The organism is Haloarcula rubra (assembly GCF_019599465.1).
GTDB classification, from domain to species: Archaea; Halobacteriota; Halobacteria; order Halobacteriales; family Haloarculaceae; genus Haloarcula; species Haloarcula rubra.
The window spans coordinates 108,911-131,373 of record NZ_RKLR01000004.1 but is presented as its reverse complement, the minus strand read 5'-3'; the positions used below and the strand labels follow the sequence as shown (position 1 = coordinate 131,373).

The 22,463-nt window shown below is 67.1% G+C and carries 20 protein-coding genes; 14 read left to right on the top strand and 6 right to left on the bottom strand.

Annotated features, from left to right (window positions below):
- Positions 1-17 precede the first annotated feature (17 nt).
- From EGH21_RS12360 to EGH21_RS12310, 11 genes are all read left to right on the top strand, one after another.
- On the top strand, positions 18-1,115 hold the full coding sequence (locus EGH21_RS12360; protein WP_220618787.1) for a PGF-CTERM-anchored ABC transporter substrate-binding protein: 1,098 nt from the start codon (positions 18-20) through the stop codon (positions 1,113-1,115).
- A gap of 201 nt (positions 1,116-1,316) precedes the next feature.
- Positions 1,317-3,302, top strand: coding sequence for an ABC transporter substrate-binding protein (locus EGH21_RS12355; protein WP_236035528.1), 1,986 nt, complete (start codon positions 1,317-1,319; stop codon positions 3,300-3,302).
- Between the two features lie 21 nt (positions 3,303-3,323).
- Complete coding sequence (locus tag EGH21_RS12350) at positions 3,324-4,277, top strand: ABC transporter permease (protein WP_220618786.1); 954 nt, start codon at positions 3,324-3,326, stop codon at positions 4,275-4,277.
- A gap of 2 nt (positions 4,278-4,279) precedes the next feature.
- The gene (locus EGH21_RS12345) at positions 4,280-5,320 is read left to right on the top strand and encodes an ABC transporter permease (protein WP_220618785.1); all 1,041 of its coding nucleotides are present in this window, start codon (positions 4,280-4,282) and stop codon (positions 5,318-5,320) included.
- Positions 5,317-6,381 (top strand): ABC transporter ATP-binding protein, encoded by a 1,065-nt coding sequence (locus EGH21_RS12340; protein ID WP_220618784.1) that lies wholly within the window; start codon positions 5,317-5,319, stop codon positions 6,379-6,381. The genes EGH21_RS12345 and EGH21_RS12340 overlap by 4 nt, the downstream gene beginning before the upstream one ends.
- Complete coding sequence (locus tag EGH21_RS12335) at positions 6,371-7,705, top strand: ABC transporter ATP-binding protein (protein WP_220618783.1); 1,335 nt, start codon at positions 6,371-6,373, stop codon at positions 7,703-7,705. Before EGH21_RS12340 ends, EGH21_RS12335 begins: the two co-directional genes overlap by 11 nt.
- A gap of 41 nt (positions 7,706-7,746) precedes the next feature.
- The gene (locus EGH21_RS12330) at positions 7,747-8,283 is read left to right on the top strand and encodes a DUF7974 family protein (RefSeq protein ID WP_220618782.1); all 537 of its coding nucleotides are present in this window, start codon (positions 7,747-7,749) and stop codon (positions 8,281-8,283) included.
- Positions 8,284-8,340: 57 nt separating this feature from the next.
- Entirely contained in the window at positions 8,341-9,189 is an 849-nt protein-coding gene (locus EGH21_RS12325) for a DUF8054 domain-containing protein (RefSeq protein WP_220618781.1), read from the top strand.
- A 41-nt stretch (positions 9,190-9,230) separates the two neighbouring features.
- Positions 9,231-9,992: a 5-formyltetrahydrofolate cyclo-ligase gene (locus EGH21_RS12320; RefSeq protein ID WP_220618780.1), complete on the top strand. Its 762-nt coding sequence runs from the start codon at positions 9,231-9,233 to the stop codon at positions 9,990-9,992.
- A gap of 28 nt (positions 9,993-10,020) precedes the next feature.
- The gene (locus EGH21_RS12315) at positions 10,021-11,955 is read left to right on the top strand and encodes a hybrid sensor histidine kinase/response regulator (protein ID WP_220618779.1); all 1,935 of its coding nucleotides are present in this window, start codon (positions 10,021-10,023) and stop codon (positions 11,953-11,955) included.
- Between the two features lie 54 nt (positions 11,956-12,009).
- The gene (locus EGH21_RS12310; protein ID WP_220618778.1) at positions 12,010-12,186 is read left to right on the top strand and encodes a hypothetical protein; all 177 of its coding nucleotides are present in this window, start codon (positions 12,010-12,012) and stop codon (positions 12,184-12,186) included.
- On the opposite strand, the gene EGH21_RS12305 is transcribed toward EGH21_RS12310, so the two are convergent.
- The 3 genes from EGH21_RS12305 to EGH21_RS12295 form a co-directional block, all read right to left on the bottom strand.
- Positions 12,183-13,589: a dihydrolipoyl dehydrogenase family protein gene (locus tag EGH21_RS12305; RefSeq protein ID WP_220618777.1), complete on the bottom strand. Its 1,407-nt coding sequence runs from the start codon at positions 13,587-13,589 to the stop codon at positions 12,183-12,185. The two genes, EGH21_RS12310 and EGH21_RS12305, sit on opposite strands and share 4 nt — an antisense overlap.
- Positions 13,590-13,659: 70 nt before the next feature.
- Positions 13,660-16,179: an efflux RND transporter permease subunit gene (locus EGH21_RS12300; protein ID WP_220618776.1), complete on the bottom strand. Its 2,520-nt coding sequence runs from the start codon at positions 16,177-16,179 to the stop codon at positions 13,660-13,662.
- 1 nt (position 16,180) lies between these two features.
- Positions 16,181-18,109, bottom strand: a complete 1,929-nt coding sequence (locus tag EGH21_RS12295; protein ID WP_220618775.1) for a COG1361 S-layer family protein — start codon at positions 18,107-18,109, stop codon at positions 16,181-16,183.
- Between the two features lie 205 nt (positions 18,110-18,314).
- Between EGH21_RS12295 and EGH21_RS12290 the strand changes: the two genes are divergently transcribed.
- A complete protein-coding gene (locus tag EGH21_RS12290) occupies positions 18,315-18,947 on the top strand; it encodes a TetR/AcrR family transcriptional regulator (RefSeq protein WP_220618774.1) in 633 nt (210 codons plus the stop codon).
- 313 nt (positions 18,948-19,260) lie between these two features.
- On the opposite strand, the gene EGH21_RS12285 is transcribed toward EGH21_RS12290, so the two are convergent.
- The gene (locus EGH21_RS12285; RefSeq protein WP_220618773.1) at positions 19,261-19,839 is read right to left on the bottom strand and encodes a response regulator; all 579 of its coding nucleotides are present in this window, start codon (positions 19,837-19,839) and stop codon (positions 19,261-19,263) included.
- Between the two features lie 91 nt (positions 19,840-19,930).
- Between EGH21_RS12285 and EGH21_RS12280 the strand changes: the two genes are divergently transcribed.
- Positions 19,931-20,536 (top strand): hypothetical protein, encoded by a 606-nt coding sequence (locus tag EGH21_RS12280; protein WP_236035527.1) that lies wholly within the window; start codon positions 19,931-19,933, stop codon positions 20,534-20,536.
- A 5-nt stretch (positions 20,537-20,541) separates the two neighbouring features.
- On the opposite strand, the gene EGH21_RS24550 is transcribed toward EGH21_RS12280, so the two are convergent.
- On the bottom strand, positions 20,542-21,117 hold the full coding sequence (locus EGH21_RS24550) for a response regulator (RefSeq protein ID WP_220618772.1): 576 nt from the start codon (positions 21,115-21,117) through the stop codon (positions 20,542-20,544).
- A gap of 160 nt (positions 21,118-21,277) precedes the next feature.
- Between EGH21_RS24550 and EGH21_RS12270 the strand changes: the two genes are divergently transcribed.
- A complete protein-coding gene (locus tag EGH21_RS12270) occupies positions 21,278-21,565 on the top strand; it encodes a DUF8006 family protein (protein ID WP_220618771.1) in 288 nt (95 codons plus the stop codon).
- On the opposite strand, the gene EGH21_RS12265 is transcribed toward EGH21_RS12270, so the two are convergent.
- A complete protein-coding gene (locus tag EGH21_RS12265) occupies positions 21,562-22,413 on the bottom strand; it encodes an NAD(+)/NADH kinase (protein ID WP_220618770.1) in 852 nt (283 codons plus the stop codon). The genes EGH21_RS12270 and EGH21_RS12265 overlap by 4 nt on opposite strands.
- Positions 22,414-22,463: the final 50 nt, after the last annotated feature.

Genomic DNA, 22,463 nt, shown 5'->3' with positions numbered 1-22,463 from the left:
CCTCCCGGTCACAGACGATGCGACAATTCGCTACCGCAATTTTGGGCCTTCTGCTGGTCTTCTCCGTCGTCGGCGCGATGCCGGCGGCCGCGACGAGTACGCAGTCGGCACAGGAGTGTTCGTTCCCGCTGACGGTCACAGACGCCACGGGAACCGAGATAACCCTCGAAGAGCGCCCGGAGCGGGTGACGACGACGAACCCGTCGGCCGCCCAGACCATGTGGGAAATCGGCGGCCGCGAGCAGGTCGTCGGTCTCACGCAGTTCGCGTCGTATCTGGAGGGGGCCGATAGCCGGACCAACGTCTCCGCCGGGTTCGGCGTCGGCGTCGAGAAGGTGGTCGGCACGGACCCCGACCTCGTCATCGCCCCCAACGCCAGCGCGGGCGACGTGCAGGGTCTCCGGGACGCCGGCCTGACCGTGTACCACCTGCCGGCCTCGACCAGCGTCGAGGACATCCGCCAGAAGACGACCACCATCGGCCGCCTGACCGGGAACTGTGCGGGCGCGGCCGAGGCCAACGCGTGGATGACACAGAACGTCGACGCCGTGCGGGACACCACGGCGGGCATCGAGGACCGGAAGACGGTGGTCTACCCCCTCGGGAGCGGGTACGTCGCCGCCAACGGGACGTTCATCGACACCATGCTGAGCGTGGCCGGGGCCGACAACGTCGCGGCGCGCAACCACTCCGGCTACCCGCAACTGAGCGACGAGGTGCTCCTCCAGTTGGACCCCGAGGTGCTGGTCGTCACCGAACGGACGGCGGGACTCGTCGACGAGGAACCGTACGCGAGTACGACCGCCGGGGAGACGAACGCGACCGTTCGGCTTCGGGTCCGTGACCTCAACCAGCCGGCCCCTCGGAGCGTCGTCAACACGGTCCACAACGCCACGCGACAGCTCTATCCGGAGCGGTACGACGAGGACAGCTACGTCCCGCGCTCGGCCGTCGAGAGCGAGACGACCACCGAACAGACGGCGACGCTCTCCGACGGTGAGCCTACGACCGAACCGGCCACCACGACGACCGGAGGGAACGGCCCCGGCTTCACTGCCGTGAGCGCGCTCGTCGGTGCACTCGCCGCGGCACTACTGGCCAGCAGACGCCAGTAACCACCTCGCCAGTCGGTGGGCGTGAGAGATTATTCGGTACTTACCGACCCGCGCTCACGAACGACAGCCACCGGAGGACAGTCGTTTTAGTGCACCTACTTCCCAATATATGGGGTACGTCGCGAGAGACAACAGTGTAAATTTGCGCAAAATTTTTTGTTTAGGGATTTATCCATCATTATAGACCGTTTGTGATATCACATGACTGACAACAAACCACAGGGTCTGTCCAGCGTACTTTCGCGGCGAAACCTCATGCAAGCAGTCGCCGGACTCGGCGTCGCCTCGATGGCCGGGTGTTCGGGGCTGAACGGCGGTGGTGACGGCGGTGGTGGGGCCGTCGACCCGGTACAGGACCGCGTGACGGTGGACCCCGAGAACATCCAGGAAGGTGGGACGTTCAAGACGGCTATCGGCGCGAACCCGGACACGTTCGACTTCCCCGAGAGTTCGTCCGCGACGGCCTCCATCCTCCACAACCTCCTCTTCGAGGGCATGGTGACCACCAGCGCCAGCGGCGAACTCTACCCGTGGCTCGCCGAGTCCTACGAGCAGGTGGACGTCCAGGACGTCTCGGCGGGCGACTACACCGACTACATGACGACGGTGTCGTACGCCGAGACGGACGACGGCGCCGTCTACATCGACACCGAGAAGCAGATCGTCGTCGAGAGCCCCGACAACCCCGACAGCCCGTCGGCGGGCGACGAGGCACAGGTCCTCACCGTCGACGAGGCGGGCGACGCCGTCGCCGACGGCACCTACGGGATGCACTTCCAGTTCCAGCTCCACGAGGGCATCCAGTTCCACAACGACGAGGAACTGACCGCACCCAACGTCGTCGCCTCCTACGGCCGCATCGAGAACTCGACGCTCTCGGGGCAGGTGTTCGACTCCCTGCTCCACATCTCGGCCGACGGCGACTACACCGTCGACCTCTACGTGCAGGAACCGGACGCCGCCGCCATCCGCGAACTCGGCGGCCTGCCGGTGTACCCCTCGGAGATTACCGACAACGTCCCGCTCGGGAACATGGACCCCCGACAGGGGAACACGCCGCTCGGTACCGGGATGTTCGAACTCGCGGAGTTCCAGAACGAGGAGTACGCCCTGTTCGCGAAGAACGACAACTACTGGTTCGACACGGAGATGAAAGACTGGTTCGACGGCCCGTCGGAGTTCCCGAACGGCCCGGTCGTCGACGAAGTCGACATCGCCATCATCTCCTCGGACTCACAGCGGGCCGGCGCGCTCCAGAGCGGCGAGATCGACATGACCTTCGGCCTGACCGCGAGCACGCTGACGAACTACCGGGAGTCCGAAGACTATCGGACCGCACCGACCAACGGCGCCGGGTACACGTTCCTCCAGTTCCCGGTCGAAGTCGAACCGTGGACCAACGCGAAGCTCCGCCGGGCCGCGAACAAGCTCATCCCGCGCCAGAGCATCTCCGAGAACATCTTCCAGGGCTGGGAGAAGCCCGCGTGGGTCCCGCTCCCGCCGCTCGCGGCCGGAACCGGGTCGACCGACTACGAGGCGATGGTCGAGGACCTCAAGAGCTACAACACCTACGAGCCAGAGGCCGCCGCCGAACTGGCCGACGAAGCCGCCGGCGAGATCGACGTCGAGTTCCCCATCGAGGTGACGCTGGAGACGAACTCCGACAACGACGACCGGGTCCGGACCGTCGAACTCATCGCCGAGTCGATGAGCCAAGAGATAAACGGGACCCAGTACTTCGACGTCAGCGTCAACACGAAGGAGTTCCTCACCTTCGTCAGCCAGCTGCTCTCGCAGGACTACTGGGACCAGGGCAAACTGGCCTTCATCGGCCTCTCCGGCGGGTTCAACCCGCACGGCTACGCCAAGTCCGTCCACAGTCCCGAGAACTTCGCCCAGTGTTGTAACTTCCAGAACATCGACTTCCCCGAACTCAACGAGGCGATGCGACAGGCCCGCTACGGGGTCGAGGTGGCACAGGACCCACAGCTCCGTCGCGAGCGCTACGAGGAGGTCTGGGAGCTGATTCTGGAGCTCAACGGCAACTCGTACGGCACCCACAGCACGCTGGTCGGCGTCGTGAACAACGACGTCAAGGGGTTCAACACCTACCCGAGCACCCAAGATATAGTTGGGTACGCGATGTACAACCCAACGGACCAGCAGATTACCTACCTCGACCGGTAACACAGACCCGGTCCTCCATCTATGAGCCTCCGACGCTTCATCGCCAAGCGGGTCCTGCTTATCTTCCCGATACTGTTCGGTGTCTCGGTCATCACGTTCGCCCTCGTCCACATAACCCCGGGTGACCCCGTCGACGTGGTGGTGGCGCTGAACCCGGACATCTCCCCCGCCGAGGAGGCCCGGCTCCGCGCCAGATACGGGCTGAACGACCCGATATGGGAGCAGTACCTGGACTGGCTCGTCGGCGTCCTGCAAGGGGACTTCGGCAAAGTCATCGCCACGGACCGGGCCGTCAGCACCGTCATCGTGGAGCGACTCCCCGAGACCATCGCACTGGGCCTCTTCGGCTGGGTGTTCGCAGTCATCATCGCCGTCCCCGCCGGCATCTACGCCGCGGTCCGGAAGGACGAACTCGGCGACCACGTCAGCCGGTTCCTCGCCCTCTCGGGCATCTCCATCCCGAACTTCTGGCTGGGACTGATGCTCATCCTCGTCGGCGCACTGACGTTGAACCTCTGGCCGGTGCTCGCGCCACGGACGGCGCTGTACTCGCCGGAGATGCTCTGGTACCTGCTGTTGCCCGGTATCACCATCGGCACCGCCTCGGCGTCGACGCTGATGCGAATCATGCGCTCCTCGATGGCCGAGGAGATGAACAAGGAGTACGTCACGGCCGCCCGAGCGAAGGGGCTGCCGGAGCGAACGGTCGTGCTCAAGCACGTCCTGCGGAACTCGCTCATCTCGGTGACGACCGTCGCCGCGTTCCTGACCGCGAGCATCGTCTCGGGGTCGGTCGTCGTCGAACAGGTGTTCGGCTGGCCGGGTCTCGGCCGAGCGCTCATCAGCGCCGTCAGCAACCGAGAGATAGACCTCATTCTGGGGATTACGCTGTTCATCGGCGTCGCCATCATCCTGGCGAACCTGGTGGCCGACATCCTCTATGCGGTTCTCGACCCACGGATTCGATACGACTGACCATGTCTACTGAACGAGGACGCATCCGGGTAACCGGATTCGACACGGACCGCGTGACCGAACGAGACGACCTGTCGGACTGGTCCGAAGCGACGACAGGTGGTACCGAGAGCCGATGGCGGCGCGCCCTGCGCCGGTTCCGCCACAACCGAGTCGCCATGCTGGGCGTCTACGTCGTCGCCGCGATGGCGCTGTTGTCCTTCTTCGCCCGCCCGGTGACGATAGCGGGTATCACCGTCCAGCCCTTCTCTATCGCCCCGTACGACCCGAGTACGATTCTGTACCTCGAACCCGGGTCGACGGTCGGCCGGTACGACCCGCCGACGCTGGCCCACCCGATGGGCACCGACGCCTCCGGCCGCGACCTGTTCTCGCGGGTGCTGGTCGGCGGCCGACTCAGCATCTCCATCGGCTTCGTCGTCGTCGGCATCACGGCGACGTTCGGCCTCGCCTACGGCGCCGTCGCCGGCTACTACGGCGGCTGGGTCGACGAGATTCTGATGCGGTTCGTCGACGTCATCTTCGCGTTCCCCGGACTGGTGCTGGCGCTGGTCATCGTCGCCCTGCTGGGCGGCGGCTACTGGCCGCTCGTCATCGCCTTCTCCGTCCCGGGGTGGGCCGGCTACGCCCGCCTCATCCGCGGGGAGATACTCTCCGTGAAGGAGAACGAGTACGTTCTGGCCGCACAGGCGCTGGGTGCGCGTGACCGCTCGGTCATCTTCCGCCACATCGTGCCCAACGCGATGGCGCCGCTCATCGTGCAGGCGTCGCTCTCTATCGGCACCGTCGTCATCGGCGTCGCGGCGCTGGGCTTCCTCGGTCTGGGCTTCGAACCGGGCACCCCCGAGTGGGGGACGATGCTCGACCAGACCCGAGAGACGCTCATCCAGGGGCCGGGTGGCTCCATCCCGTGGTGGGCCACCGTCTTCCCCGGCGGCGCCATCTTCCTGTTCGTGATGGCGATGAACATGATCGGCGACGGCGTCAACGACGCGCTGGACGCGCAGGAAGTCGGCAACGTCGGGCAGGGAGGCGGCGGATGACGCTCCTCGAGATCAACGACCTCACGGTGAACTTCTACACCGAGGACGGGGTCGTCACCGCCGTCGACGACCTCTCGTACCGCATCGAGAGCGGGGAGACGTTCGGCGTCGTCGGCGAGAGTGGGGCCGGGAAGTCCGTCACCGCGCTCTCGCTGATGCGCCTCATCGAGGACCCCGGCCGCATCGAGAGCGGCGAGATTCTGTTCAAGGGCGAGGACCTGCTGGAGATGAGCGAGGCGGAGATTCGCTCGGTGCGTGGCAACGAAATCGCCATGATATTCCAGGACGCCCAGACCGCGCTCAACCCCGTCTACTCGGTCGGCGAGCAGATATCCGAGGCGATTCGCCACCACCTGAACTACAGCGACGCCGAGGCCCGCGACCGGACCATCCAGTTGCTCGACCGGGTGGGCATCCCCGACGCCGAGAGCCGGTACGACGACTACCCCCACGAGTTCTCCGGCGGGATGCAACAGCGGGCGGTCATCGCGATGGCGCTGTCGTGTGACCCGGACCTGCTCATCGCCGACGAGCCGACGACGGCGCTGGACGTGACCACGGAGGCGAAGATTCTGGACCAGATTCAGGACCTCGCCGACGAGTTCGACACCGCCGTCCAACTCATCACCCACGACCTCGGCGTCGTCGCGAAGATATGCGAGCGCGTGATGGTGATGTACGCGGGCCGGCCCGTCGAGAAAGCCCCCGTCGAGGACCTCTACTACGACCCGAAACACCCCTACACGGTCGGACTGATGAGTTCGATTCCGCGCATCGGCGACGAGCGCGACCGCCTCCAGACGATTCCGGGGACGATGCCCGACCTCGTCGACGTGCCACCGGGGTGTGCGTTCCACCCCCGGTGTCCGTACGCCGAGGAGTCCTGCGCCCAGAAACAGCCACCGCTGGTCGACCCGGAGACGGGCGACGCGGCGACGGCGGCCGACGACCGGGCCGCGGCGTGTCTGGAGTACACCGGCGACCTGGAGGGTGAACTGGAATTCGAGGTGTCCGTCGAGGGCGAGGACCCGCTCCTAGAGGAGGGGCAGGATGCCCGGTGAGGACCCCATCCTCCGCGTGGAGGGCCTGCAGAAGTACTACGACTCCAGTAGCGGGTTCGTCGACACCCTGCTGGGGAACAACCAGCAGGTGAAGGCCGTCGACGGCGTCGACCTCGAACTCCACGAGGGCGAGACGCTGGGCGTCGTCGGCGAGAGCGGGTGTGGGAAGACCACGCTCGGCCGTGCGCTCCTGCGACTCACCGAACCAACCGACGGGTCGGTGTACTACCGGGGCGAGGACCTCACGGAGATGGGGTCTAGCGACCTCCGGGACCTGCGGAAGGACTTGCAGTACATCTTCCAGGACCCGTTCGCGAGTCTGAACCCGCGGCTGACCGTGGGCGACATCATCGGCGAACCGCTGGACATCCACGGCATCGCCGAGGGCGAGGCCCGCGAACAGCGCATCTACGACCTGCTGGAAACGGTGGGGCTGAACTCCAGTCACACCCACCGCTACCCCCACGAGTTCTCCGGGGGCCAGCGCCAGCGTATCGGCATCGCCCGGGCGCTGGCCGTCGACCCGGAGGTCATCATCTGTGACGAGCCGGTGTCGGCGCTGGACGTCTCCGTGCAGGCCCAGATTCTGAACCTGCTGGAGGACCTGCAGGACGAGTACGGCCTCTCGTACATCTTCATCGCCCACGACCTGAGCGTGGTCGAACACATCTCCGACCGCATCGCGGTGATGTACCTCGGCGAGTTCGCCGAAGTCGGGACGACCGAGGAGGTGTTCGAACCGCCGTACCACCCCTACACCGAGGCGCTGCTGTCGGCGGTGCCGGAACCGGACCCGCTGTGGGAGGGCGACCAGATATTCCTCCCGGGAACGGTGCCGTCGCCGCTGAACCCGCCCTCGGGCTGTCGGTTCCACACGCGCTGTCCGAAGGTCATCCAGCCCGAGGAGTACGACCTCGAACAGTCGGTCTGGCGCTCGGTGATGGACCTGAAACTGCGGGCGGTCGAGGCCGACGGCGTCGACTCGCTGACCGCCGTCACCGAGGAGGAGCAGTCCGACCCGGAGACGGCGTCCAGAGGCGTCCTCGACGGGTTGGTCCGCGAGGAGTTCGGTCTGCCCGACCGGCTCTCGGACCCCGACGCGGAGGCCGCCCTCTCGACGGCCATCGACAGCCTCCACGACGGCGACGTCGACGGCGCATCCGCACACCTGAACGAGGCGTTCGTCTCGCCGTGTGAGACCGACGAACCGCGGGCGGTCGGGACCGGCGACACCCACCGCATCGCCTGCCACCTCCACGACGAGGCCTACGCCGACGACCCGACGGGCACGACGGACGGCGGTGACGCCGTCGCCGACGACTGACCACCACAACGTTTTCACGATTCCACCGGGTATAGCCACCAATGCGCCGCATCTACGACTCTCAGGCGCTCAAGCGGGACGACGACGTGTTCACGCCGCGTGAGCGTGACGACGCGCCCGAGCCCGCGGCGATGCGGTCGGTGCCCGGCGAGTCGCTGAGTCGCTTGCTCGTGCCGACGTGGCTCCGCTATCGGGCGTTGACCGTCACCGTCGAGACGCCGGAGTCGTCCTATCCTGCGGGGACGGACGTGCCGGTGAAAGTGACCCTGCGGAACACGTTCCCGTTCCCCATCAGCGTCCGCACGCGAACGCCGCGCCTGTGGACGTGGCACGTCGACGGCGCGGCCGAGGCCTCGCGGGTCCCCGAGTCGCTCCCCGACGAGGAACGCGTCTACACCTTCGACCGGGGCGAACGCAAGCAGTTCCTCCGCCGCTGGACCGGGCTGTTCAAAGTGAGCGAGACGGAGTGGGAGCCCGCGGACCCGGGCGAGTACACCCTCGGCGCGTACATCGACGTCGCGGACGCCGACGGGAAGGGACTGGCGGCCGAGACGACGGTGCGAATCGAACCGGAGTGACCGACGGGGACTGTCGCCGACGTACGCTTTTGCCGCTGGAGACGGTACCACACGCCAATGTCTCTCGACGAGTCGTCGCTGCTCGACCGACTCCGCAACCCCGACCACACCGGCGAGAACCGCTGCTGGCCGTGTACCGTCGTGAACGTCGCTATCGCGGGCATTCTGACCGCTCTCGTGGCGGTCGTGGCCGTCGAACTCGCCGCCGTCGTCGCCGTCGTCTCGCTCGTCGCCATCGCCCTCCGTGGGTATCTCGTCCCGGGGACGCCGCGACTGACACAGACGTACCTGCCAGAGCGAGTCCTGCGGGCGTTCGGGAAAGCGCCAGCGCCGACCGAACCCGACGACTTCGAGACGCTCGAGAAGGTCCGCCACCACCGCGAGAACGCGGTCGACGCCGACGCCTTTCTCGCCGACGAAGGGGTGCTGACCGACGCTGGCGACGGCCGAAAACTCACCGACGGGTTCGCCGCGGCGGTGAGCGACGAACTCGACGCCCGCCCCGCCGACGCCGACCTGACCGACCCGCTGGCGGACGCCTTCGGGACCGAGTCGGCCGACGTGACGGTCGAACGCGACCCCTACCCGTCGGTGACGGTCGGCAACCGCATCCGCGAGTGGCCCTCGTGGAGCGCCCTCCGCGTGGACGTGGCCGCTCACGAGGCACTCACCGACTGGACCGACCGGTGGACGGACGTCCCCCTCGAACAGCGCGTGAACATGCTGGAGACGGTGCGCTCACACCGGACCGTCTGTCCGGCCTGCGGGGGCCGGGTCGAACGCGCCAACGAGGTCCAGACCTCCTGCTGTGGGGTCCACGAGGTCGTGGCGGTGGCCTGCACCGACTGCGGCGCCCGTCTCGCCGAACTCGACCCGACGACCCACGCCGGTCGGCTGGTGAGCTAGGGAGACAGACCACTTTTGCGGCCGACAGCCGAGTGTCGACCATGGACAAGCAGGCGATACGCGACCGGGTGTGGGACGCGCTCGAAGACGCCGGCGTCGCCCGGTTCCCGTTCCCGCCCCACGACAGGATACCCAACTTCGAGGGGGCCGACCGGGCCGCCGAGCGAGTGACCGAGACGGCCGTCTGGGCGGACGCAGAGCGTATCAAAGCGAACCCCGACTCGCCGCAACTCCCGCTCCGCCGTGCCGCCCTGCGTGCGGGCAAGACCGTCTACATGGCCGTCCCGCGACTGCGTGAGGCGGAGTGTTTCTACGAACTCGACCCCGCGGAACTGGCGGACATAGACGCCGCCCCGGCGGTGTCGAACGTCGTGGACCACGCCCGGCAGGTCGGGCCAGAGGCCGTCGGCGAGGTGGACCTCGTGGTGTCGGGGTCCGTGGCCGTCACCGAGGACGGCGCTCGCGTCGGCAAGGGCGAGGGGTTCAGCGATTTGGAGTACGCGGTCCTTCACGAACTGGGCCTCGTCGACGAGGCGACGCCGACACTGACGACGGTCCACGAACTGCAGGTGGTCGGCGGTCCGTCGGGTGCCGTCACGGACGCCGAGGTCCCCGTCGACGCCCACGACGTGCCGATGGAGTACGTCGTGACGCCAGAGCGAACCGTCGAGGCGGAGGCGCCGTACGACCGCCCGGCGGGCGTCGACTGGGGGGCCCTGTCGCCGGAGCGCCTCGCGGAGATGCCGGTGTTGGCCGCGCGTGCGCCGGCGGACGAGTCGGCCGGCCGAGACGAACCCACATGAATATACGGCTTTACCTGTAAAGGTCCGTATGCACGACGCCGTGGCTGGCGCTGAGCCATCCGGACACGACCACCACGGCACCATGCGGGTGGTGTACGTCGACCCCGACGCGGACGCGGTGACAGCGGTCAGGACGGCGCTGTCGGCGGCAGACGAGACGGTCGATGTCGTCTCGTCCGAGAGCGTCGCGGAGGCGGTCGACCTCGTCGGAGAGCACCCTATCGACTGTCTCGTCACGGAGTACACGCTCCCGGACGGCACTGGACTGGACCTGCTCCGGAGCGTCCGCGAGCGACATCCGGACTTGCCGGTCGTGCTGTTCATCGACGACGGGAGCGAGGCTATCGCCAGCGACGCACTCGCCGCGGGGGCGACCGACTACGTCCTCAAGGCCCCGCTGGAGGAACAGGCGGCCGTGCTGGCCGACCGGGTTCGCGCAGCCACGACCGAACAGGCCGACCGCGAGGCCATCCTCGGGCGGATGACCGACGCGTTCTTGGCGCTCGACGAGGAGTGGCGGTTCACCTACCTCAACGACCGGGGCCGGGAGATACTCCGTGAGGCCGCCGGTGCGGACGAGGTATCGTCGGGACTGGTCGGCCGCCGAATCTGGGACGTCGTCCCGGAGGCCGTCGACACGGCGTTCTACGACCTCTATCACCGCGCGATGGAGACCCAGGAACCCGAGACGCTCGAAGCGTACTACGAACCGTTAGAGACGTGGTTCGACGTCAGAGCGTTCCCCTCGGACAGCGGCCTCTCCGTGTACTTCAGAGACGTCACGGCCCGCCGTGAGCGCGAGGACTCACTCGCCGAGCGAGAGGCAGTTCTGACGGAGATGTACCGCGTCATCGCCGAGAAAGAGACCCCCTTCGAGGAGAAGGTCGACCACCTCCTGGACGTGGGTCGGGAGGCCCTCGGGACGGAGTTCGGCGCGCTCTCGCGGGTCGAGGGGTCGGACTACGTCTTCGAGGCCGTCCGGGACCCGACCGGACAGACACAGCCCGGCGACGTGATTCCGCTCGCGTCGACCAACTGCGAGCGCGCCATCGTCGAACGGGAGACGCTCGTCCTCGAAGATATCGCCGCCGACTCTCCGGAGTTGACCGACCGCGCCGGCTTCACCGAGATGGGAATCGCCTGCTACGTCGGGATGCCCGTCGTCGTCGACGGTGAGGTGTACGGGACGTTCTGTTTCTACGACCGCGACCCCAGACGGGAGGCGTTCGCCGACTGGGAGGTGACGCTCGTCGAGTTGATGGGTAACTGGATAAGCTACGAACTGGAGCGCGAGCGCCGCGAGCGTGACCTCACGCGGGAACGGAACCGGCTGGACGACTTCGCGAGCGTCGTCTCGCACGACCTGCGGAACCCCCTCAACGTCGCCACCGGCCACCTCGAACTCCTGCTGGAGGAGTACGACGGCGACCCGGACCACGTCGTCGGGATGCAGCGAGCGCTGACCCGGATGGACGCGCTCATCGACGACCTGTTGACGCTCGCTCGCTCGGGGACGCAGGTCGTCGAGACGAGCACCGTCGAACTGGAGACCCTCTGTCGGCAGGCGTGGGCCGTCGTCGAGAGCGAGCACGCCACGCTGACCGTCACAGACCAGTCCGCGACCGTCTCCGGCGACGAGAGCCGTCTCCAGCAACTGTTCGAGAACCTCTTTCGGAACTGCGTCGAACACGGGTCGACGGACGGGCAGGACGACGGCGTCGACGTCCGCGTCGGCGTGCTGTCGAACGGCGACGGCCTCTACGTCGCCGACGACGGCCCCGGTATCCCCGAGGACGAGCGAGAGAAAGTGTTCGAGAGCGGCTACACCACCAGCGACGGCGGGACGGGGTTCGGACTCAGAATCGTCGCGGAGATAGCCGAGGCCCACGGCGCACGAGTCACGATAGCCGAGAGCGAGGGCGGCGGCGCACGGTTCGAGATCCACGGCCTCACGGTCGGGTGAGCGCGGACGGGTGGCAGACACACGCTTTTGAACGTGTAGGGCCAATTACACGACATGGCGCACCAGCCAGAACGACCACAGGAGTACGTCTGCGAGCAGTGTCACGCCGTCTTCGCGGGCACCGTCCACGGCGACCCGCCGGACCACAGTTACACGCCGCCCGAGGAGTGTACGGCCTGCGGCGCGACCGAGTTCGTCGAGATACAGAACTACCCGTCGACGGGTGATTAGTCGTCCAGTTCGGCCACGCAGTCGCGGATGAGGCCGTCGAGGTTCTCGGGCAGGGTCGGGTGGTACGCCCGGTCGGGCAGGTCACGCACGTCCAGCCCCATCTCGACGACTATCTGTAGCGTCTTCGCGAAACTGTCGGCGTGGTAGTGCAGGCCCTGCCAGCCGAGGACGGTGCCGTCCTCGCTGTCGACGACGAGTTTCGCGAGTCCCTCGGGCACGTCCTTCGACTTGAACACGCCGTCGTCGCTGGCCTGCCGGGTCGCCGTCACGACGTCGTAGCCCGCCTCGCGGGCCGTCTGCTCGTTGTGGCCGACCCGGGCGAAGGGGTAGATGCCCAGTCCGGAGAAGATGACGTGGTGGTGGACGTTCTCGTAGGCCTGTGGCTCCGCCCCGGCCTCCTGCCGGAGGATGTTCTCGGCGGCGGTAAAGCCCTGTTCTTTGGCGACGTGGAGGATTGGTTCCTTCTCGTTGACGTCGCCGACGGCGTAGACGTGGTCGGCGTCCACCGTCTGCATCGTCTCGCGGACCCAGTCGCCCTCGGCCGAGACTGACGTGTTTTCGAGCCCCAGGCCTTCGAGGGTCGGGCGGCGGCCGGTGAACAGGAACAGCTGGTCGGCCTCGTAGGTCTCCTCGCTACCGTCCTCGAACTCGACGTAGAGGCGAACCCCGCCGTCCGCGGTCGGTTCGAGGCGCTGCTCGTAGCAGTTCGTCGGAATCGTGATGTCCCAGTTGTCCTCGTAGATACGGCGGGCCTCGTCGCCGAACTCGGGGTCGGCCTCGTCGATGGGGCGGTCGTCGTGTTCGACGACGGTGAGTTCCATCCCGCCGGCCTCGGCGAGGTACGGGACCATCTCCATCCCGATGTAGCCAAAGCCCATCACGATGCCCGAGTCGGGGAACTCGGTGGCGTGGAGGACGTCTTTGCTGGTCATGTAGTCCACTTCGTCGATACCGGGGAGGTCGGGGACGTTGACGCTCGACCCGGTGGCGACGACGACGTAGTCGGCCTCGTACTCCTCGCCGCCGGCCCGAACCGTGTGGTCGTCGACGAGCGTGGCCGTGTCGTGGACGAACTCCACGTGGTCGCGTTCGGCCATCTCGTGGATAGAGTCGCGCCGGTGGCCCGCCCACCCACGGGTACGCTCGTTCTTCGTCTCGACGACGGCCTCCAGATCGACGTCGGGCACGTCGCCGACCAGTCGGTGGTCGTGTCGCGCCTGGAAGCGGTGGGCCCCGGCCGAGAGCACCTCTTTCGAGGGCATACAGCCTTCGAGGATACAGAGGCCGCCACCGGGGTCGCCGTTGTCGATGAGTGTGAGTTCGATTCCGTCCGCGTCTACGAGTTCGCCGGCGGTGGCCGCGCCGGCGCTCCCGTACGCACCGATGATGACGACGTGGGTCATACCGGTAGGCTAGCGGTGGCCCCGGATAAAGCCTTCAGTGGCGTGTAGCCGGGGAACAAGACCGGGGCGCTCAGTCGTCGCCCTCGGTCGGCCGGACGGGTCGCCGAGGGCCACCGAGGTCCAGCAGTCGCCGGAGTGGGTGGTCGGAGTTGGTGACGCGGTCCCAGACGACCAGCACCGAGGGGAGGACCAGCAGCGACGTGAGGAAGGCGTAGGCGATAGAGAGCGCCGTCAGGATGCCGAACTGCCCGATGGCGGGGAACACCGCCAGCGCCAGCACCCCGATGCCGAAGACGGTGGTGAGCATACTGCCCAGCAGCGCGCCGCCGGTCCCTCTGACCGTCCGGTCGAGCGCGGTCACGAGGTCGTACTCGTGCATCTCGTCGGCGAATCGGTGGGTGACGTGGACGGAGTAGTCCACGCCCAACCCGATGGTGATGGCGAGCATCGTCGCCGTGATGGCGTTGAACGGTATCCGGAGGAACCGCATCGTCCCCGCGAGCAGGGCGACGGTGACGACGACGGGGACGACGTTGGCGATACCCAGCGACGGCCGGCCCTCCAGCACGTAGTAGATGAACACGAGGAACACCGACGCCCCCGCCAGCGCGATGGCCAGCGACTGGACCGCCGACTCGAGGATGACGTCGGAGACGGCCTGGAAGACCACGATAGAGCCGGTGGCCGTCGCTTCGAAGCGGAAGTCCTCCGCGACTTCCCTGGCGTCCTCGGTCACCTCGCTGTCGCTCGCGCCGGCCTCGACGGTGTAGACGACCCGGGCGCTCCGGTAGTCCTCGCTGAGGTAGTCGAGCGCCCGGTCGCGCGAGGAGGAGTCGAGCAGGTACTCGTAGACGGTTTCGAGGTTGTCGTCGGGGACGCCGTTGTCGTTGGCGTCGTTGCGCTCGACCAGTCGCCGGAACTCGGGGTCACGCGCCGCCCGGTCCTGGATGACGGTGACGATGGACGTCGACGCCGCCCGGCCGTCCTCGCGGACGAACGTGTCCGGCGGGTCGTCGCCGGCCCGATGTATCTGCTCTAGGGCCGAGTCCTTCCGCATCGGCCCCTCGACGTAGATGGTCGCCTGCCCGCTCTGTGTCGAGTCGAACTTCTCCTCTAGGAAGTTCGTCCGCTCGGTGACTGTGTACTCGCTCGGGGCGAACGGTTCGGGGAGGGACTGTATCCAGTCGGCGTTGTCCTCGGGTGGCAGGAAGTCGTCCTGCGAGAACGAGGTGGAGATGCCCGTCGCGTAGACGCCCGCGCCGGCCGTGACGACCAGCGTCACGAGGAGGAAGACGACCGGCGCGCGTTCGGCGATGGCGACGCCGCCCCGGAGGACCCCGCCGAGCGCGGAGTCCTCGGAGCCGAGGGGGCGCTCGGAGAACGTCGGGATGGGGTAGCGCTGGCGCAGGGTGTCGAGTTCCACCTTCGCGGCGGGCAGGAACACGCCGAAGATGAAGAACGTGAACGTGATGCCGATGGCGGCGACGAACCCGAAGTCCCGAATCGGCGGCAGTGAACTCGTGAGGTTGGCCGCGAACCCGATGACCGTCGTCCCGGTGACGATGAAGAAGGCGACGAGCAACTGGTCGGTCGTGATGCGCATCGACTCGTCGATGCCCGTCCCGTGTTGCCGTTCCTCGCGATAGCGGTTGACCGCGTGGATGCCGAAGTCGATGCCGACCGCCAGCAACAGGGGCGGCACCGCGATGAGCATCTGTGAGAACGGGATGCCGGCCAGCCCCATGAACCCGAACGTCCAGACGATGGCCATGAACAGCGCTATCAGGCCGAGCGCCATGTCCGCGAGGTCACGGTAGGCGATGGAGAGAAACAGGAGGATGAAGATGACCGCCGCGGGGACCGTGAGGACGAGCGAGTCGAAGACGACGTTCGAGAACTCCGCGGCGACGATGCCCGACCCGAACACCGTGATGGTCCCGTGGCCGGCCGACTGCACGGTGAACTGGGCCTGCCGCTGGATGCTCGTCAGCGGACTCGACCCGCCCTGCCCGGACCCCGAGGAGATGCCGGCCGGAATCTCGTGGGTCACGAGGCCGAGCGTCGCCGACGCCGACGCGGACCCGCGGTTGAAGTCGCTGCTCACGAGCGAGGTGAACTGCGGGTTCTGGTCGGCGGCCCGCCGGACGGCGGCGTCTATCTCGCTACTGGTGGCGGACTCGACGGCGCGTATCTGTGCCTCGGTGGTCCGTGCCGACGGGTCGAGTCGCTGGGCGACGATGCTCGCGGCGCTCGACGTGCCGGTGACCCGGAGGTCCCGGTGGTCTTCGAGGCGTTCCTGCGCCCGCAACATCCGCAGGAGGGCGTCTCTCGAGAGGACGTTGTTGCCCTCCTGGATGAGCTGAGTGTTGCCCGTGTCCGGCGAGAACGTCGGCGAGAACTCCGTGTTGACCCGCTCGAACGCCTCCTCGGCCGGCAGACCCGTGGTGAACTGCGACGTCCCGGCGTTCGTCGAGATGTTGCCGAGTCCGGCGCTGAACACGAGCGTCACGACGAGGAACGTCAGGACGACGCGACGGGAGTCCTCGACGATGCGGTCGTCCGCCCAGTCGATGTACCGCTGGTAGTCCATCTTAACGGAACCTGACGTAGCCACCGATAGCGAGGAGACTCACGAGCAGGACGGCGCCGATGGTCGAGAGCGGCAGGCCACCCCCGCCGCCTTGGGACGTGACGCCGACAGCGACGCGGTAGGTGTCCGAGACCGGCGTGTCGCCGTCGGGTTCCTCGTACTGGAAGTCCAGCGAGACGGGGTAGTCTTTCTCCATCGCCCCGCCGCTGGCGCTGATACCGAAGCGCAGCGTCGCCGACGCTCCGGGTTCGAGGCGGTCGACGTACGCCTCGTCGTCGGTGACCGAGATGGGCGAGTCGGCGAACAGTTTCGCCGAGATGTCGGTCAGCGGCACGTCCTCCGCGTTGGTCACGGTGAGTTCGATGGTCGCCGCGCCGCCGGCCCCGACCGTCGTGTTGGCGGCTTCGATGGTGAACTCGTCTTCGCTCCCCGCGACGTCGGCGCGAACCTCCATCGTGTCGCCCTCGTGGCGGTCACCGGTAGCGTCGCGGTAGACGGTGCTGAAGTCGAACTGTCGCGGGCCCGCGTCGGCGCTCTCGGAGGCATCGACGCCGAAACTGACCGTCGCCGACTCGCCGGGTTCGAGGTCCCCGACGGCGTACTGGGTCTCCTGTGGCGAGAGGTTGCTGTGGTCGCTGTCCCAGTTCAGGACGACGTTGTTGGCGACTCGCGGCCCCTCGTTGGTCAGCGTGGCTTCGAGCCGACCGTCCTCGCCGGCCTGCAGCGAGGCGGTCACGTTCGAGAGGCCGAACTGCTGTTCCGGCTGGGGCTGGAGACCGAGCGGGATGTCGTCGCTCGCCCCCGAGTCGCCTTCGGGGTCCTGATAACCGACCTTCGCGGAGAGGGCGTAGACGCGTCGCTCGGCGTCCGAACTCGCGTTGGTCTTGACCCTGACCGTGCGGGTCTCACCGGGCTCCCACGTGCCGACGAACTGCGTGGCCGTGGACGAGCGACCGAACGAGACGTCGCTGCTCTGTGTCGTGAGCGTGACCGTCGCGAACTCGACGCGAGTCGGCCCGTCGTTCCGGAGCGTCACCTCGTAGGTGCCGCTGGCTCCGACTGGGACGTCGCTGTCGACGTCGGTCACGGAGAACGTCTGTTCGGGGTCGAGGGCGATACCGACCGACGACCCGACGGACTGCGTGCGGACGCCGTCCGCGTCGTCGAACGCGACCGAGAAGCCGAACTCGTACGGCTCGGGTTCGGCGCTCCCGGCGGCACCGACCCGGTAGCGGAAGGTCCGCTGTTCGCCGGACTCCCAGACCTCGACGTAGCGCGACCCTTCGGTGCCGCCACTGACGCTGAGGTCCTGATTCCGGCTGGCGAGAGTCACAGAGGCGTCACGCGCGGCCTCGTCGCCGGTGTTCTCGACGGTGACGGCGACCGTGCCGGTCGACCCGACGCGAGCGGCGGACTCGACGTTCGTCACGTCGAAGGTGGCCTCGTCGCTGACGCGAACCGTGACGTATTCCGTAGTCGTCACCGAGGCCTGGTCTCGCGTGCCTTCAGTTTCCGAGATGAAGTTCGTGTATTTATAAGATAAATAAACCGGGACTCGATATGTGCCAGGCTTGGCACCGTCTTTGATACTTACATCGAAAGAGACCGTCTCGGGTGGCCCCGCAACCAGCGATCCGATCGATTGACGGGAGGTCCTGACGGATATTGGTGCATCACGCGATCCGAGTCCAACAGTCAGTCCACGTGCCGTCGTCACCTCGCTGTTCAGACTCGGGTTCCTGGACGATCCCGTGTCGAGGTCGCCCGTGTTGACGAGGACCACGTCGAGCGTGGTCTCCTCGCCGGGCGAGACGGTGTTGTCTGCGAGCGTCACGTCGATGTCGGGGCTCCCGGTCACCGCCGCGGCGGCCGTCCCGGCGGAGAGCAAGAGCGCGACGACGGTCAGCGTCAGTGGTGTTCGGAGTCTCATTGGATAGGTACGGGGAGAGAGCGGGATTCTTCGGGCGATACGGGGGTCGTTCGGGCGGACGGGTCCGCGTGCGGGCCACAGGTGTCGTCGAGCCCGACCCTCCAGTCGTTCATCTCGTATCGAACGAACGTTCGGTCAAACATCAACGTTCCGGTTAGCGAGTGGTACGAAGCACTTTTGCCTACCGAACGAATATTCGGTCGGGATGACCGACGCGCTTCCGTTCGCGGGCGAACCCGAGGACTCGCACGAAGCGATAATGCGTGCGACGTTCTGTGCACTGCAGGAACACGGCTACGCGGGACTCTCCATCCAGCGTATCGCCGACGAGGCCGACCTCAGCAAGTCGACGTTCTACCACCACTTCGACGGGAAAGAGGACCTGTTGCTCTCGTTTCTGGAGTTCACCCTCGAAGAGTTCGACCGCGTCTTCAAGCTAGAGTCGTCCGGTGACCCGGCGAAAGACCTCCGGACGTTCTTCGGCCTCCTCCTCGGGGACTTCCCCACGGCCGGGGGGATGCCGGAACAGGAGGACATCCTGGCGACCTACGTCGAACTGCGGGCACAGGCGGTCCGTAACCCGGACTTCCGGGCGAAGTTCACGGAGACGGACCGGGAGTTCACCGCCCGCATCGCGGCACTCGTCGAGGAGGGTATCGAGGACGGGGTGTTCAGAGACGTCGATCCGGAACGCACCGCACAGTTCCTGTTGACCACGCTGGAGGGCATCACACTCCAGAACGCGACGCGGGACGACAACCCGCTGCCGGAACTGCGGACCGCCATCGAGTCATACATGGAGAGCGAACTCCTGGTCGCGGATTCCGCCGACTCGTGACGCTACGACGTTTCGTCGTGTAACCGAATTTCTGAACGTGACTTTATCTCCCGGGCCGGGGTACGTTGCCCCCGTCGGACCAGATGCTCCAACTCACCACAGTCGGCGGATTCCCACCGGCGACGCTCGCGACGGTGTTCGGCGTCGTCTTCCTCAGTGGGCTGGTGAAGGGGACCGCAGGCTTCGGCTACGCCATCGTCAGCACGGCCGTACTGGCGACGCTCTTCGCGCCGACCCTCGCAGTCGTGGTGATGAGCTGTTGCTCGCAGTCATCGGACTCAAACTGGTTCGAGACGGCCTGTTCGCCCTCTGATTACCCGGTGTTGCGGGTGATAGACCGGTACGTCTCGACGATGTCGTCGAAGTCGTCGAGTTCGGTCCGAAGTTGCCACTCCAGTTCGTCGGCGCGCTCCACGAGCGCGGCGTACTCGCTGCTGTCGTCTAGCTGTGTGGCCGACCGCTCGGCCTCCAGTACGGTAATCTTCGACGTTATCTCGAAGAACTCGTCCAGTCGCTCGTCCTCGCCCGGCGGGTCGAGGTGTTGGTCGAGCGTGGACAACAGCGTCTCCTGGTCGACCGGTTTCCGGAGGTAGTCGTCGAACGACATCTCGAGGATGTTCAGGTCCGGGTCCACCGCGGTCAGCATGACGACCACGCCGTCGTAGCCGCGGTCACGGAGGCGTTCGAGGACCTCGTCACCGTGAACGTCCGGCATCCGGCGGTCCAGCAGAATCGCGTCGACGTCCGGCCCCGCCAGTTCCAGCGCCGCCTCGCCCCCGTACGCGACGGTCGTCTCGTAGTGGTCGCGGAGTCGGAGCGCCTGCGTGTCCGCGACGTCGTGTTCGTCGTCGACGACGAGGACGCGGGCGCGCCTGTCTGTGTCGGTGGACACGTCCGTCACGTACGGCGGAGAGACGCATATGTCTTGTCGCTGGCGGCGTCTCGAAAAAGGTTAACTCGTGGCCCGACGACTCGGGAGTAGAATGGACGACACCTCCGGTGACGACGCCGCGGCGTCCGGTCGGTTCGGTAGCCTCGTCGTCGCCGTCGGCTACATCGGCGCCGGAGCCGTCACCCTCGCTGCGCTCATGTTCGTCGTCGACACGGTAGCGGCCCTCCCCGTCTCGCGACCGGTCAGTCTCGGACTCGGCGTCGCTCTCGGCGGCGGCCTCGGCGCCGTAGTACACTTCCTCCGGACCGCGGACGACGTCGAGGTGGACGACGAGACGATGACCGTCGACGTCGAGGAGTCGTCGACGCCGGCCCCGCAACCGGCGGACCTCTTCGACGGTCACCCGGACCCGGTGCTCTACTACGCCGACGAGGGCCACGGGCCGGTCGTCAGGGCGGCCAACGAGGCGTTCGCCACGACGTTCGACGTGCCGGCCGGCCAACTGGCGGGGACGCCGCTCTCGGAGGCCGTGCTCGTCACCGGTGCCGAGGCTGCGGACGGCGACCGCCTCGACGCGGACGGATACGACGCCGTCGTCACCTGTGAGACGGGCGGTGGCGCGGCCTCGTTCCGGCTCAGAACGGTCGCTACAGAGGCGAGCGGGTACGTCCTCTACACGCCCGTCGGCGACACCTGACGGCGTCAGCTCGGGCGGCGGCCGATCTCCTTGAACGCCGTGTCGATGCTCTCGAACTCCGAGAGCGCCTCGTCCATCTCCGACTTGAGTTCCTCCGCACGGTGCTGGAGCGACTCGACCCCGTCGCTGTCTTCGAGCGTCTGCGGCGTCTTCTCCCCTTCCAGTAGCGCGAGTTTCGACGTGACTTCGAGGTACTCCGCGAGTCTGTCGTCGTACCGGCGGGCGGCCAGTTGCTGGTCGATAGCCGCCACGAGGTCCGCTTTCTCGACCGGCTTACAGAGGTAGTCGTCGAACGGCATGTCGATGATGTCGAAGTCCGGGTCCACCGCCGTTATCATGATGACGCGGGTCGAGATGTCGCGGTCCCGTATCTCCGCGAGGACGTCGTCGCCGGAGATGTCCGGCATCCGTCGGTCCAGGAGGACGACGTCGACGTCCTCGTCGACCCGGTCCAGCGCGGCCTCGCCGCCGTAGGCCGTCTCCGTCTCGTACTGGTTGCGGAGTCGCAACGCATAGACGTCTGCGACCTCCTCTTCGTCGTCGACGACGAGGACGGTCGCATCCGCAGTGGAATCTGACACGGTACTGTGTACTGCTAGCCGCGTACATATAACTATTCGTCACGGTCTGAGCCCCGCTACTTCGGCCGAGACGTCGTCGGCGACTGCTCCGAGAGCGCACCGACGAGCGGTGACGGAACGGAACTTTAAAGATTGCGTCACGGCCAGATTCGGGATAGGAATGCTCGCGCCACCGCTGCAAGTCATCGACAGCTTCCTGCTGAACTACACCATCGGTGATATCCTGCTCCTCGGGTTCGTCGTGGGCGCTGTCGGCATCCTCCCGATGCGCTCGCTCCGGATGCTGGGCGTCCACACCATCGCTATCGGGGCGCTGCTGCTCATCACCCCCGCGGCGGCGATGGAGCCCAACGCCGGCAGCGTCCTCGCCTCCCCGTTCCAGTACAAGCTGTTCGGACTGGTACTGCTCGCCGTCGCGCCCGTCCTCTACGCCGTCGGCCGCCGCTAACCCAGTTTCCCGAGGGCGGTGAAGAAATCGAGCGGTGGCCCGGCCAGCCGAATCGGCTCGCTCGCCCGCGACAGCGTCACGCGTTCCGGCGGCGTTATCTCCTCGCGGACCCGTCCGTCACTGACCACGACCCCACTTTCTGCGTCGGTCAGCGTCACGACCACGTCGCTGTCCGCGTCGACGACCAGCGGCGGCATCCCGTCGGCCTCGGCCATCCCCGTCACGACCAGCCCCGCGACGTCGGGGTGGACGAGCGGCCCGCCCTCGCTCAGGTTGTAGGCCGTCGAACCGGTCGGCGTCGCCACGAGCACGCCGTCGGCGTGTCCGCTGGTGTACAGCGACCCGTCGACCCGCACCTCGAAGGTCCCACCGCCGCCGGAGCCACGGTGTGAGCCCTGCACGACCACTTCGTTGAGCGCCGGGGAGAGCTCCCACCCGGGACCGCTGGCCCGGAGGCGCGGCATCGCTCGCGTGCGAGCGCTCCCGGTCTTCTGGATGTGTTCGACCTCGGCGACGACCGTCTCGACGGCCTCCTCGGGAGCCAGCGCGTTCAGAAAGCCGACCTCGCCGAGGTTGACGCCCATGAGCGGCGTCGACCCGGCACCGCGTGCGGCGTAGAGGAACGTGCCGTCGCCGCCGATGCTGACGACGAGGTCACAGTCCCGCATCTCCTCGACCGGCCGCGTCGACGGCGATACGGCGTCCCACGCCTCGTGGTCGTCGAGCGCCGCGCCGGTCGTCTGGTCGACGGCCACCGACTCGCCGACGTCGGCGAGGCGGCCGGTCAGTCTGCTGGCGAGCGACATCGCCCGGTCGTTGTCTCGCTGGGCGACGATACCGACGGTCATTGCCGTGTCTTCCCCGCGGGCGATTATAAACCCTCCACGACGGCAAGGTT

Excerpts from the sequence above, each read along its gene's own strand:
- EGH21_RS12355 (WP_236035528.1), top strand. The coding sequence starts at position 1,317 with ATGACTGACAACAAACCACAGGGTCTGTCCAGCGTACTTTCGCGGCGA.
- EGH21_RS12325 (WP_220618781.1), top strand. The coding sequence starts at position 8,341 with ATGTCTCTCGACGAGTCGTCGCTGCTCGACCGACTCCGCAACCCCGAC.
- EGH21_RS12270 (WP_220618771.1), top strand. The coding sequence starts at position 21,278 with ATGCTCGCGCCACCGCTGCAAGTCATCGACAGCTTCCTGCTGAACTAC.
- EGH21_RS12320 (WP_220618780.1), top strand. The coding sequence starts at position 9,231 with ATGGACAAGCAGGCGATACGCGACCGGGTGTGGGACGCGCTCGAAGAC.
- EGH21_RS12345 (WP_220618785.1), top strand. The coding sequence starts at position 4,280 with ATGTCTACTGAACGAGGACGCATCCGGGTAACCGGATTCGACACGGAC.
- EGH21_RS12290 (WP_220618774.1), top strand. The coding sequence starts at position 18,315 with ATGACCGACGCGCTTCCGTTCGCGGGCGAACCCGAGGACTCGCACGAA.
- EGH21_RS12335 (WP_220618783.1), top strand. The coding sequence starts at position 6,371 with ATGCCCGGTGAGGACCCCATCCTCCGCGTGGAGGGCCTGCAGAAGTAC.
- EGH21_RS12310 (WP_220618778.1), top strand. The coding sequence starts at position 12,010 with ATGGCGCACCAGCCAGAACGACCACAGGAGTACGTCTGCGAGCAGTGT.
- EGH21_RS12330 (WP_220618782.1), top strand. The coding sequence starts at position 7,747 with ATGCGCCGCATCTACGACTCTCAGGCGCTCAAGCGGGACGACGACGTG.
- EGH21_RS12300 (WP_220618776.1), bottom strand. The coding sequence starts at position 16,179 with ATGGACTACCAGCGGTACATCGACTGGGCGGACGACCGCATCGTCGAG.
- EGH21_RS12360 (WP_220618787.1), top strand. The coding sequence starts at position 18 with ATGCGACAATTCGCTACCGCAATTTTGGGCCTTCTGCTGGTCTTCTCC.
- EGH21_RS12280 (WP_236035527.1), top strand. The coding sequence starts at position 19,931 with ATGGACGACACCTCCGGTGACGACGCCGCGGCGTCCGGTCGGTTCGGT.
- EGH21_RS12350 (WP_220618786.1), top strand. The coding sequence starts at position 3,324 with ATGAGCCTCCGACGCTTCATCGCCAAGCGGGTCCTGCTTATCTTCCCG.
- EGH21_RS12305 (WP_220618777.1), bottom strand. The coding sequence starts at position 13,589 with ATGACCCACGTCGTCATCATCGGTGCGTACGGGAGCGCCGGCGCGGCC.
- EGH21_RS12315 (WP_220618779.1), top strand. The coding sequence starts at position 10,021 with ATGCACGACGCCGTGGCTGGCGCTGAGCCATCCGGACACGACCACCAC.
- EGH21_RS12295 (WP_220618775.1), bottom strand. The coding sequence starts at position 18,109 with ATGAGACTCCGAACACCACTGACGCTGACCGTCGTCGCGCTCTTGCTC.
- EGH21_RS12340 (WP_220618784.1), top strand. The coding sequence starts at position 5,317 with ATGACGCTCCTCGAGATCAACGACCTCACGGTGAACTTCTACACCGAG.
- EGH21_RS12265 (WP_220618770.1), bottom strand. The coding sequence starts at position 22,413 with ATGACCGTCGGTATCGTCGCCCAGCGAGACAACGACCGGGCGATGTCG.